The sequence below is a fragment of the Methylobacterium sp. WL103 genome, from assembly GCF_008039885.1.
Taxonomy (GTDB): domain Bacteria; phylum Pseudomonadota; class Alphaproteobacteria; order Rhizobiales; family Beijerinckiaceae; genus Methylobacterium; species Methylobacterium cerastii.
The window spans coordinates 1-10,956 of sequence record NZ_VRUX01000098.1 but is presented as its reverse complement, the minus strand read 5'-3'; the positions used below and the strand labels follow the sequence as shown (position 1 = coordinate 10,956).

The 10,956-nt window shown below is 59.8% G+C and carries 13 protein-coding genes and 1 pseudogene; 4 read left to right on the top strand and 10 right to left on the bottom strand.

Translation table 11 applies throughout. The features are described from left to right. Positions 1 to 124: 124 nt before the first annotated feature. The 3 genes and pseudogenes from FV222_RS31080 to FV222_RS08865 all read left to right on the top strand — a co-directional run. Positions 125 to 346 (top strand): annotated as a pseudogene (locus FV222_RS31080) (hypothetical protein); the annotation flags it as partial. A gap of 1,299 nt (positions 347 to 1,645) precedes the next feature. Then, on the top strand, positions 1,646 to 1,864 hold the full coding sequence (locus FV222_RS08870; protein WP_147813883.1) for a hypothetical protein: 219 nt from the start codon (positions 1,646 to 1,648) through the stop codon (positions 1,862 to 1,864). Positions 1,865 to 2,048: 184 nt separating this feature from the next. Next, entirely contained in the window at positions 2,049 to 2,651 is a 603-nt protein-coding gene (locus tag FV222_RS08865; RefSeq protein ID WP_147813881.1) for a hypothetical protein, read from the top strand. Between the two features lie 89 nt (positions 2,652 to 2,740). On the opposite strand, the gene FV222_RS08860 is transcribed toward FV222_RS08865, so the two are convergent. From FV222_RS08860 to FV222_RS08830, 7 genes are all read right to left on the bottom strand, one after another. Continuing rightward, positions 2,741 to 3,277, bottom strand: a complete 537-nt coding sequence (locus FV222_RS08860) for a GNAT family N-acetyltransferase (RefSeq protein WP_147813879.1) — start codon at positions 3,275 to 3,277, stop codon at positions 2,741 to 2,743. Continuing rightward, positions 3,252 to 3,458 carry a hypothetical protein gene (locus FV222_RS08855; RefSeq protein ID WP_147813877.1) on the bottom strand — a complete coding sequence of 69 codons (207 nt, stop codon included), beginning with the start codon at positions 3,456 to 3,458 and terminating at the stop codon, positions 3,252 to 3,254. Before FV222_RS08855 ends, FV222_RS08860 begins: the two co-directional genes overlap by 26 nt. A 238-nt stretch (positions 3,459 to 3,696) precedes the next feature. Further along, the gene (locus FV222_RS08850) at positions 3,697 to 4,077 is read right to left on the bottom strand and encodes a DUF2513 domain-containing protein (RefSeq protein ID WP_147813875.1); all 381 of its coding nucleotides are present in this window, start codon (positions 4,075 to 4,077) and stop codon (positions 3,697 to 3,699) included. Between the two features lie 268 nt (positions 4,078 to 4,345). Beyond that, positions 4,346 to 4,960, bottom strand: coding sequence for a DUF6338 family protein (locus FV222_RS31075; RefSeq protein ID WP_147813873.1), 615 nt, complete (start codon positions 4,958 to 4,960; stop codon positions 4,346 to 4,348). 48 nt (positions 4,961 to 5,008) lie between these two features. Beyond that, positions 5,009 to 5,980 (bottom strand): site-specific integrase, encoded by a 972-nt coding sequence (locus FV222_RS08840; RefSeq protein WP_147813871.1) that lies wholly within the window; start codon positions 5,978 to 5,980, stop codon positions 5,009 to 5,011. Beyond that, positions 5,973 to 6,311 (bottom strand): hypothetical protein, encoded by a 339-nt coding sequence (locus FV222_RS08835; protein ID WP_246685386.1) that lies wholly within the window; start codon positions 6,309 to 6,311, stop codon positions 5,973 to 5,975. Before FV222_RS08835 ends, FV222_RS08840 begins: the two co-directional genes overlap by 8 nt. A gap of 33 nt (positions 6,312 to 6,344) precedes the next feature. Next, complete coding sequence (locus tag FV222_RS08830) at positions 6,345 to 6,779, bottom strand: hypothetical protein (RefSeq protein ID WP_147813869.1); 435 nt, start codon at positions 6,777 to 6,779, stop codon at positions 6,345 to 6,347. Between the two features lie 297 nt (positions 6,780 to 7,076). Between FV222_RS08830 and FV222_RS08825 the strand changes: the two genes are divergently transcribed. Then, entirely contained in the window at positions 7,077 to 7,754 is a 678-nt protein-coding gene (locus tag FV222_RS08825; RefSeq protein WP_147813867.1) for an AAA family ATPase, read from the top strand. Between the two features lie 366 nt (positions 7,755 to 8,120). Here the strand turns inward: FV222_RS08825 and FV222_RS08820 are convergent, their stop codons facing one another. The 3 genes from FV222_RS08820 to FV222_RS08810 all read right to left on the bottom strand — a co-directional run. Beyond that, the gene (locus FV222_RS08820) at positions 8,121 to 9,242 is read right to left on the bottom strand and encodes a glycosyltransferase (protein WP_187277269.1); all 1,122 of its coding nucleotides are present in this window, start codon (positions 9,240 to 9,242) and stop codon (positions 8,121 to 8,123) included. Between the two features lie 17 nt (positions 9,243 to 9,259). Continuing rightward, positions 9,260 to 10,705, bottom strand: a complete 1,446-nt coding sequence (locus FV222_RS08815) for a Hint domain-containing protein (protein WP_147813863.1) — start codon at positions 10,703 to 10,705, stop codon at positions 9,260 to 9,262. Between the two features lie 50 nt (positions 10,706 to 10,755). Then, on the bottom strand, positions 10,756 to 10,956 hold a 201-nt coding region (locus FV222_RS08810; RefSeq protein ID WP_147813861.1), incomplete at its 5' end, for a hypothetical protein.

The window sequence follows — 10,956 nt, the reverse complement described above, 5'->3', positions numbered from 1 at the left end:
TCATGCCAGCCTTCTCCGCTTGGCCGGCTGCGCTTGCCAGACCAGCTCCGCCGGCCAAGCTATCCGTGGCGGAGCGGCCCACCGTGCACTAACTTTACCCTTGGACCACCTCGTGGGGGCCGATCAGACGTACACGGCGCAGATCGAGGCGCTTTCAAAGCTCCGGCGTGGTGGCGAGCAGAAGGTCCGCGTGGAGCACGTCCACGTCTACGAGGGCGGGCAAGCCGTGGTCGGCGATGTCACGGTGAACTCTGGCTCAGGCCAGCGCTGCGAGATCCCGAAGCGTTCTACGGGCCAGGTGAAGAACCCGTCGAAGCTCCCGCCTCTCAGTGATCGCTTCCGCTGAATACCGCCCGTGCCGCAGGTTTCCCGCTCGCGCCTTCGCCCTCCCTTCCGGCGTTCGAGCGCCTGTGCTCTTCCCGCCGTGAAGTCGGCACCGTCCGTTGCGCATGGCTGGCTGCTGACATGCGCCGCCATCCCGCCGCTTGGCTCCGCACCGAGCCGCTGCGCAGGCGCCATGCAGCCGGGCGCATCCACACGGGGCATGGGGTACATTTTTGGTTTCCTCTGTCACCCCTACCCCCATCGGATCGGTACTAGGTAGCAAACTTACCTGAGCGACAAGCGTTTAGTCAGCCTCTTGCTCGATGCATGGGGTACCTTCTTCCGCAAGTTTCAGCTCGGTGGCCGTGGCAAAGCTACCCGCAATCGCTCGGATCTTATCGCGAGCTTCCTGCTCAATCTCATTGCCAGGTCGGCCGTTGGGTTCGGTAGAGATAGACCCCGTAAGGCGTCCATCATCGGTAATCAGCGTGAAGTTGAACCTGCCCGAGCGGCTGCGCCGGACGATGTAATGGGGCTTTGCCAATCTGGACCCTGTGCGCGTGCCATTTACGGCCTCTACGGCAGCAGGGTCGGTCTAGTTTCGCATCCATCGCACTTGGCGGCCTCACAGGAACCCGCTCCCGGAGTGCCCTTTGAATGCATTTGCCCGGCGGATGTATCCGACGACCTTCCGTGGATCGCGGTGCCCGCTCTGATCCATGATCCGGGCAAGATTGGCGCTGATCATAGGTCCAGCCCCAACCGCTCCTTAGCGACGTGCTTGAGGTAAGCGGTGCCGAGATCCTTCAAGCACCCCGATGGTCCAGCCTCCCAATCTCAGGACTGACTATCGAGCATGCATTCACCCTGCATGCACTTGGCGATGGCCGTCATCGCATCGTGCAGCGTGTGGTGCCCACGAGAGATCGCTCGCAGACCTCTGGCCGGGTCGGGCGTAATTTGAAACCCGGCCGCCTCCTCGGACTGCCCAATGGTGCCGAGAGACCGGCCGAGCCGATCTTTCAAGCTCCAAGAGTTACCCTCAGACCCAGTCGGCTTCACGACGACATCCATAGCGGACTCCCAGCGCAAGATAATACCTCGCTACCATGCCCTGGGCGTGACCTGATATCCGCGTCGAGGACTGCCAGGCATGGATTGGCGATGACCTCGGCATCGTCACGAACGGCGTGCTCTGCGCCACCGGCTCGGAACTGAGGGCGGACGAGTGGGTGGCACGGCACGTCTCAGCACGCCAAGGCTTCGCCCCCGTCGGGGCCTACCGCCCTATATGATCCTCGACACGGCATGAGAGACCAAGATGGCCATCGAAGCAGCGTTCCTCACCTACGCGACGAAGCGCATCGCCGACATCAGCCAAGCGGTTGAGATGATGGAGGCCAAGACCCGAAAGGTAAGTGAGGTGCAGCCTGGAGGGCAGGAGATCGATATGACGGATCAGACCCTTGCTGCGTGCAAGGCCGAGCGCGAAGCCCTTCAAGGGATCAAGAACGAGCTTGAGGCAGGACATTCCGTTTGAGGGCAGCAGTTCTCGGATAGCGGCGCTTCTCAGGCCTAGTCGATCAGGCGAACGCTCTTGGCCTCATCGGTCAGCTTCTCGATACCGTGCGTCCCGGCCATGTCGCGAAGCCCCATGCAGCTCCGAAGCCCGCGGCAAGCGGCTATAGCGCTGTGCGGACCGGATCAGGCTCGTTGAGGGTGTGATGATGGACGGCGTCGGGCTTCTGGACTTCGCCAAGGTCGTTATCGGAGCCGGTCTTGGGTCAGGCGTCGCGACGCTCGTGCTCGCGTGGCGGAAGCACCGCGCTGATGGCACATACCTCGCGATGCGGCTAGCGGTGAACTTCGAAGCCTATGCCAAAGCATGTGCGACGTTCGTTTCTGAAAACGAGCACCCTGAGCATCGCCCTGATGAGGAATTTCCCGACTGGATCACGACGCTTCCAGGCCAGCCCGATCTGCCCGATGATGCAGACGGATGGAAGGCGTTGAACGCCAACGACGCGAGCGCAGTCCTGGGCTTTTCGATGGCGATCAAGGACGCTCAAAGCGTGATCGATGCCATCGTCGAATACACGCCAGATGGTATAGGGGACAGTGCGCAAGAGGAGGCGGCCAAGCTCGGTCTTCAGGCGTGGGAGATCGCAGATCGCCTCCGATCGGCTCACAAACTGGACCCCGTCACGCTCCGATTTGACTACGTTGCGCAACTTCGGCGTCAGGTTGCCATCGCTAGCCAGCGGAGTAGGGAGGAACACCTAAGGCAGCATCAGCGCTTAGATGAAATCTATCAAGAACCGAGATAAGGTAGTCACGTATACAAATACTATTCGGTGTGCACAATATTTGTATCGACAGTAGGATACAATTTTACACCTTTGAAAACACAAATAGTCTAAATTTTATGCAAATCTATGAACATAACAGGCTCTGCCCTTTCACGATTGGCCTCGGTGTTTATCATCGTAAAGCCAGTCTTCTTGTAGAAATTTATGGCCCCTTGTTTTGAGTCAACAACGATAAATCTGCAACCCACGGCTGGGCATACAGTACCTTTTGCAACACCGAGAGATAGATCGATAAGACCCTCTCCTATTCCAAGTCCACGATGCCTCGTATCGACTGCTAGCCTTGCAATTTTTATTGCTGGAAAATGCTTATGACGATAATCAACTTCCTCGTCAGGAATTACGTGCTCGCCATTTTCTAGTTGGATTTCGCCGCACACTAAAGTTACGTAAGCAAGAATTTTGTTATTATTGTCGAGATCAAAGACGGCATAAGTCTTCGCTAAACCTAAAGAGTGAAAAGATTTCGCATGTTTTTGAACAAAAATCTTTAGCGCTGTATATTCTGCGCCAAGAGAAAGCCCGGTGAGTCTATCACCGGGCTCAATCTGCCGTACTTCAGTCCTTAGATCTGCTTGAGGCACGGCTGAAGGTCATTTTCAATTTGCCTCCATTAGCCTGGAGGGCTTTGTTCATGTTCAAGCCGCGCTCGACGCTGAGGATAGCAGCCTTGGTTGGCCGTCCATGAGACACTTGCCTCTGGAACTGCGCAGCGTCATCCTCTGTCAGCGTCACGCGGCCGAAGGCAGTCGATTTGATCGCCATGGGTCGCTCCTGAATGTGAGAGCGACACTTGATTGTGTCACCAATTCAGTCAATACGGCATTGACAAAACGCGAATTTTATGGTACCGCCTCACGCGGTAGCGGTGACGCGATCAGCGGCACCCTGCGGTAGGCGGCGCAAAAATAATTGTGCGAATGGTGTTTTAAGGCACACCATCGCAGGCCCTGAGTGACTGTCGCGTGGCGAAGGCAGCTTCAATCTGGTTGCCTCAAAGCGCTTATAGATCCAGCCCCAGCCGCTCCTTCGCGACGTGCTTGAGGTAGGCGGTCCCGAGATCCTTCAGCAGCCCGAACGTCCAGCCGCCCATCTTGCTCGCGCCATCCTTCGTCCGCTTCCACACCTCAGGGTCGCGAACTGTATCGAGGAAGTCGTGACCCTCCCACGTCAGATCGATGTTCTGGCAACGCCAATGGCTGGCTAGCGGTGCGCTGCTGATGCAGGTCACAAGGCCCGCATCTTCCATGAGGCGAATATGATCCGCGACCTGATGAGGCTCAGCCTCGCCGAGATCGTCCCGCAGAGACGCTGAACTCGGCTTCTGCGGTGCTGCCTCGACCGCCAGGAGGATGTTCCGTACAAGATCTATGTCGCGCTTCATGGCTTGCGCCCTTAAATTCCCCGCTCAAAGGCAGCAGCGTGGGTTTGGACGCCTACGGCATCACTTCTTTGTACCACTTGAGCCGCCGCTGGGCGGATTTGCTGGCGCTCCGCCTGATGTAGGCCCCTGATACCCGCCATCTATTCGCAGAGGCCGATGGATGGCCTGTCCAGGGTGACCGTCTTGCGCTCCGCTGGGCTGAACCTTCCCACCTTGATGGCCCTTATTCAGAACTTCGCGTCCAGGAGCGCTACTGCCGTGCTTGTTCTCATTCGCCATCTTCAGGCTCCTTATGAGGAGTAAATTCGATGCTTCTGATCTCGCCACATGTGATCAAAACGCTTTTATCGGTTCGGGTCCATTTGCCATCGTCGTCAGCATCGAAGATTTGTTCGACTAGAATGTCCCGCTCCTTGGTGTCGGAAGACGCGAAGGACGCCCCACCCCACCAGCCACGGAATATGGTGTCATTCTTGAGGACCACCACAACCCATTCCCCGCCTGCGTGCGCAAATTTATAATCCCATGCGTTCGGGACAGTGTGGATTGGTTTCAGTTTGGCGCGGCGCAAAAGTCGATATAACCATTCCTTTTGCGAAGCTATTCCAGAAATAAATCCGATTATTATGGGCGCGAGCAGTAGTAACAACGTCCAAAGCAAGATCCGTATGTTATAGGTCGTCTCGTAACTTATAGCTAGATATATGATCCATCCAAATACCGCGTTGTTTATTGCGCTATAAGTTAGCAACCTTACAAACTGGTCTGCACCAGTTCTATCTTGCTCAATAACAAATTGAGACCGGACAGCTTTAATCAGAAACCCTGGAACAATGAATATCAAGGCAACGTATACGACATCCAGTGAAGAAAGACTGCCCATACCCGCTTGCTCCAAAGAGGTTTAGTTTAGATCGGCGGGTCGGACCTATCAAAGGAACCCGCTTCCCGCATGGTCCTTAAAGGCGTTCGCCCGTCGAACGTACCCAAGCACGGTCCGCGGATCGCGGTGGCCTGACACCTCCATGATGCGAGCCAGGTCGGCCCCACGCTCGGCCGCCGTGGTCACGAACCCGGCCCGCAAGGAATGTCCGCCGAACGCAGCCGGATCGAACCCTGCCGCCCCCGCATAGCGCTTCACGATGTCCCCGATGCTGCGATCCGTCAGAGCCTCGGCTCTGATCCGACCGGACCGCGAGATCGGCCGGAACACTGGCCCGTCCGTGATGCCAGCCGCCGTGAGCCAGTCCCGCAGCAGTGCCACCGGCCGAACGTGCCGGCCGTGCGGGATCGCCTTCTCGGCCCCCCTGCCCTCTTGATCGGTCTTGGAGCGACGGATCAGTACGCGCAGGCCATCGGCGTGGTCGGTCAGGTCCGAGACCAGCAGCGCGGCCAATTCCGACCGCCGGAACGCACCTGCGAACCCAAGCCCGAGCAAGGCCCGATCCCGCTTGCCCGCAAGCCCAGGCGGGACGTGCGAGAGCATGGCGGCCAGCACCTCAGCGGTCGCGGCCGTCTTCCGCCGGATCTCCATGTCCGGCCTGCGCCGAATGCCTTTGATGACGGCATGCACCGTCTCGTGCGCGCCGGGGTCCGGCAGGTCGGCGAGCTTGTGCGCGTAGGCAATGGCCGCGAGCCTCCGGCCGATGGTGGATGAGGCCCGCCCGGCTGCCGCCTCGTGCGAGAGGAACGCCGCAACCGTTTCGGGCGAGGCCGGCAGAGACGAGACCCCGTGGCCGTCGCACCATGCCGTGAAGGCTGCCGCATCCGATTTGTAGGCGCGCACGGTGGCGCTGGCCTTCGAGGCGCGCTGATAGTCCCGTACCAGGGCGAGCGCATCGGCCGGCAGGTTGCTTCCGGAGTTGGAAAGAACCGCGACGGACAGCATCGAAATTTCAGGCATCGTCTTCCGGGGCGAACACCTCGCCCTCTTCTGCCAGGCGCACGTTGCCCTCATCGGTTCGGATCTGCTGAAGGCCGCGGTACTCTGCGAGGAGGCGACGCATCACTCTGTCCGCATCCGAGCAATCGACCGGCTCCGGTGAGGCTGGGTCGCAACCTTCGATCGTTTCGGCGGTCTGCTGATCGACGGCAGCCCGATCGGACGGGTTCAGGCCCGCAAGCCCGTCGAACCCGAGGTCGCGAGCGATATGGGCGGCGATCTCATCGCGCTTCGCGTCTAGGTCTGACATTTCCACCTCCTCAGCCTTCCACTGGCCCGCGGTCGTCACCATCGCATCCCCTCCCCGCGCCGACCCCTCTCGCGATCATGGCCGGAAGCCATTGAAGTGCGCTCCCGGCGCTGGGCGACCGTGCTTCAGGACAAAGGACATTCGTTCGGTCGGCGCAGCGGAGGCTTCTGGGTCAAACGCACCGCCGGTCCATTCGAGGAGTTCCCGCCGGGCGAGGTTCCTGACCGTGCCAAGCCGGATACCTGTTGCCCGAGAACCGGCCTCCGAGACTACGTCGTAGGACGCAGCCTTCGTGCGGCGAAGGCTCGCCGGTCCGTTGGACAGCAGGATCAGCAAGCGCCGCTGCGCATCCGAGATGCTGTGCCAGGTCGAGCGGGCGCCCGTGATGCCTAGATCGCTCTCGCGCAGCCTCTGGTCGAACTCGGCGAGAAGATCCGGCCGCCCGGCCTCGCGGACCATGTCGCGAACGCGCTCAGTCTGTTCCTGGCACTCGCGGTCGAGCCGCTGCATCAGGCGCTCCTGACTCGGCGAAGTTCTCCGCACCCATCCTGCCTGCCTCCAACCGATCCGGCCATATAGCCGAGGCTTCATTTTCTCACGGCGCTTGCGACCATGCTCGCTCGAAACTTCCGAGAATATCTGTTATCGGAAGTTATCTGCCTTCGGTTCAGTTGACAAGCAAGATAAACGGTAAACCTACACCTAAATGCAAACGGCATACCTAAACGGGCTACCTAGAGGTCAAGCTAAACGGTATCTTTGGACCTTAGACCTACACCGTTTAGGAAGCGCGCCGGAGGTGAGTCGATGCGGGTTGTCACGATCTTGGGTTTGAAGGGCGGGAGCACGAAATCCACGCTCACGGCGCACCTCGCTGTGGCTGCTCACCACGCTGGTATTCTGAGCGCGATCGTGGACACCGATCCTCAGGCCACGCTCCGGATGTGGTCCACGCGGAGGCAAACAGACGGACCACCCGTTCGGCCTGAAACGACGCCAGACTTTCTTGAGCCCACATTGCGCGAGTTCGAGAAGCAGGGAGCCGAGTTGGTCCTGATCGACACGGCCGGCAAAGCCGAGATCATGGGCAAGCGAGCGACTGAGTTGTCCGACCTCGTGCTAATCCCATCGCGCACATCATTGGCCGACATGGATGCCGTGCCGACCTCACACACGATGGCCAAGGGCCTGGGCAAGCCGAACTTCGTCATCTTCACTGATGTGGATGTGAGCGGTGCAAAGAAGGATGTGAAGGAGGCGGCTGCAGGGTTCGTCTCTCGCGGTATCCCGACCGGCCGCGAGCATGGTGCGCCCTTCATCTGCCACCGCAAGGGCTACAAATCTTGCCTGATCGACGGCAGCACGATCCAGGAGATCGAGCCGAACGGGAAGGGCGCTGAGGAGATTGATGCCCTGTTCCGATGGGTGGCAAAGCAGGTTGGCATCAAGGTGAAACGCAAGCGGACGGAGAAGCAGAATGGCTAAGCGGCCGAGCCTGTCTGCTTCCTTCGTCGTTGGGGAGCAGCCCATCTTAGACCCTACACCTCAACCTATATCTACACCTCAAGATAAAGGTTTAGATAAACCTACACCTAAAGTGCGAGACCATCGTGAGAACCGGCAGGCGTTCACGGTGTGGCTGGACCGAGATCTCATCGCAAAGGTGCGCGGTCTCTCCCGCGAGCTAGTCGCTGAGCACGGTCGGGCTGGAAACTCTATCGAAGCGCTAGTCACGGAAGCCATGCAAGAAATCCTTGCGAAGCATAGCCGGTAGGGGGGGGCCACCGGCTGGGTGTGCAAGCCGGGCGAGCTGCGATGGTGTGGCCGCCTGGCGAGCGCGGTACGATCCTGTCAAACCAAACCGGAAGCCAGCTGGAGGCGGCTAGCTACGTCTGCAGTATATTCGGCCCATGTGCGCAGCGGGCGCGCCAATGCCTCAACCGTCAGCCGATCGAGCAGGCTTGGCTTTGTCACCAGTCGCATTAACGCATCGGCGATCGCGGCATCGTCGGCCATGTCGATCATCATCGTGCCACCGCCTGGTGCCACCTCGGCCATTGCTGAGCCTGCGTGGCACACGCACGGGCGTCCCAGCCATAGGCTCTCCAACACCGGCATACCGAACCCCTCGTCGCAGGACGGATACACGCTGGCATGGCTCGCCTCATACAACTCTGCGAGTTCGCGATCATCGGCTCGGTCGCGAGCGGTTGCGCCCGGAATGGTCGTCAGGAACGCTTCAATCTCGGCATCATGCTCGGGATAGCCGTCGCGACGGCCCACGAGCGTCAGATGGATTTGAAGACCGCTTCGGTCCTGCGCAAGGCGTACCCCACGCAACAGGCGTGGCAAGTTCTTGCGCGGTTCCCAGGTTGCAACGGTCAACAGCTGCAATGGATCACTTGGCCGCCGCGTTACGGGAGGCTCTTGTACACGCGGTGTGTGGGCAAACTGACCGGGTAGTGGCACGACCACGATGGGCGGAACTGTCAGTCCCTCGGTTCTCAGATGCGTACGCAGATGGCCCGCGACCAAATCCGTTGTAGCAAATACCAGATCAGTGTTGGCAAACATGCGGAAATACCGCCGGTACAACGCCTGCGCGTCAACATCGTAGAGGTGAGACAGCCGAACGGGAATGAGATCGTGTACGATTGCTGCCGACCGCAGGCCGTACGCGCGGGCGAGTTGGATTGGATCGAGCCCTTCGCTCAAAAGTGACATTGGTATTTCAGGTAACAGTAGCCAGTCCGCTGCTAACTCGCCTTGAAGTGGCTTCGGTAGGCGCAGCAAACGACGCCCAGCATCCCACCCCACAGGGACAAGATCGACGCCGCGCCGGACTAATCCGTCCGCGAGTTGACGGGTGACACGTTGGATGCCGGTCTCGAACGGCTGTGCGTCCGTCGTCTCACGCCAGTACAGCACGCGAGGCGAGGTGGCGCGCGCTGCGCCACCTCGTAAATCGACCATGGTAAGGCGACTCTGCTTCAAGCTGCGCTGCGGTTCTGTTCGACTAGCAACGCATCGCCTGCGATGTCTGCTGACATGACCCATCGAGGCAGGGCAGCATTCACCGGATCGAGACGTATGACCAAGGTGCGATCGTCATCCGACCACAGCGCGGCCGGTAGCCGCGCTTTGTCGGCCGTCCAACGCCGAATTGTGGTTCCGTCGCTCTCGACAGCGTGGAAACCGACACACAGCAGCGGATCGTCGAGTGCAACTTCACGAGCATCCCAGCTGTCGTCCAAGCGCAGTTCGCTGAGGCGTAGGCCGAGCCGACGGATATCAGCACCCATGCCAAGCTTGCTTGGGGTCGATGTTGGCGAGTGCAGCCAAATGTCTTGTGAGCCGGCTGGGGCAACGAAGCGCGCTACCAAGCCGCTTACTTCTGGATTGATCCGCACACCGTCGGCGACAAGGTAGACATCGGCCCATGCATCAGTGCCGGCCAGCTGCCATCCTTGCTTCACGGCGCGGGCTTCAATGCGCTGGCGTGCGAAGGCGACGAGGGCTCCGCTGTCGTGGAACGGCCGGCAGAAATCAGCATGGGTGCGCGTACCGGCGTCGCCATCAGGCTTAGCGGCAAGGTCCGTCACTGTCGCGTCGTCTGTGCTTCGGGCGAAGAAACCGCGATTGCCCATTTCGAGATAGCTCTCGGCGGCCTGTCCCTCGGCGATCAAAAGATCATGGCTATCGAGTTCGACGTGCCAGTAGGTGACGCTGTCAACGTCCTCCTGGACGATGGTTGAGCCATTCACCAGCACCGATGCGGGTATCAGCACTTCACCGAGTACGTCGAGGCAAATCGAATGGCCGGGAGAGACGACGAGATCACGGACAGGCTTATTCGTGCCGAGCGCCCCAGCACGGATGCGTACGGGCATAACGTCGGACGGCTGCGAGGAGCGCCCGCAGTTGATTGTACGACTCCCGATCCAGCGGATCGGACGGGAGGCGCCGGAGGAGGTTATCGCAAGATCGCCAACAGAAAGATCCTCGACCGCGACATCACCCTGAGACGTACGGATCAACGTACCAGTGGTGAAGCAGACGGTGGGGGTGGAGTAACTGTTGAGCGACGTATCCCCGTCGGACGTGAAACGCGTCCTGTTCGCCGCGCCTGACCCGAACACCTGTGAGTTCGAGAGGACGAGGCGCGTCGAGGCGGCGTTCGCTCCGCTCTGCGTATCCGTAAACTGGATCATAGAGGGGTTGTCGAACTGCGTTGCGTAGAACGTCGTCGTTGAGGACGTTGTGGCACCCGGCAGAATACCAGTGACCGTTATGGGATCGCCAGCGGCATTCACCGTTCCGTTCACGGTGAGAGGATTTCGGGAAGCATCATCGATTTGGAAGCTCGCGCTTGGAGCGCCATCGTCTGTGCCGGCGAAACCAGCCTGGTACACGGTGTTATTGAAGGTGGTAGCCATCGTAATGCTCCCTCGGTTTAGGTAAATTTATTTAGATATTGTCGAAGCCATCAGTATTTGCGGATCAGCGGCTCTGGCATCGGCACCGGGTCGGCGCCGAAGGCGTAGCGGATGCCGCCGTAGATCGAGAGCGGCTGGGCCAGCGTCGTCGTGCGCGGGTCGTTGATGGTCAGGTTGCCGGCGACCGGGCCGCGCTCGGCGAAGGTGCCGAAGTTGGCGTAGCGGTTGTTGGTCAGGTTGGTGATCAGACC

Bases quoted from the DNA above. Each gene is read 5' to 3' on its own strand.
- FV222_RS08870 (WP_147813883.1), top strand. From the start codon at position 1,646: ATGGCCATCGAAGCAGCGTTCCTCACCTACGCGACGAAGCGCATCGCC.
- FV222_RS08830 (WP_147813869.1), bottom strand. From the start codon at position 6,779: ATGCAGCGGCTCGACCGCGAGTGCCAGGAACAGACTGAGCGCGTTCGC.
- FV222_RS08820 (WP_187277269.1), bottom strand. From the start codon at position 9,242: ATGGTCGATTTACGAGGTGGCGCAGCGCGCGCCACCTCGCCTCGCGTG.
- FV222_RS08865 (WP_147813881.1), top strand. From the start codon at position 2,049: ATGATGGACGGCGTCGGGCTTCTGGACTTCGCCAAGGTCGTTATCGGA.
- FV222_RS08840 (WP_147813871.1), bottom strand. From the start codon at position 5,980: ATGCCTGAAATTTCGATGCTGTCCGTCGCGGTTCTTTCCAACTCCGGA.
- FV222_RS31075 (WP_147813873.1), bottom strand. From the start codon at position 4,960: ATGGGCAGTCTTTCTTCACTGGATGTCGTATACGTTGCCTTGATATTC.
- FV222_RS08850 (WP_147813875.1), bottom strand. From the start codon at position 4,077: ATGAAGCGCGACATAGATCTTGTACGGAACATCCTCCTGGCGGTCGAG.
- FV222_RS08825 (WP_147813867.1), top strand. From the start codon at position 7,077: ATGCGGGTTGTCACGATCTTGGGTTTGAAGGGCGGGAGCACGAAATCC.
- FV222_RS08855 (WP_147813877.1), bottom strand. From the start codon at position 3,458: ATGGCGATCAAATCGACTGCCTTCGGCCGCGTGACGCTGACAGAGGAT.
- FV222_RS08835 (WP_246685386.1), bottom strand. From the start codon at position 6,311: ATGGTGACGACCGCGGGCCAGTGGAAGGCTGAGGAGGTGGAAATGTCA.
- FV222_RS08815 (WP_147813863.1), bottom strand. From the start codon at position 10,705: ATGGCTACCACCTTCAATAACACCGTGTACCAGGCTGGTTTCGCCGGC.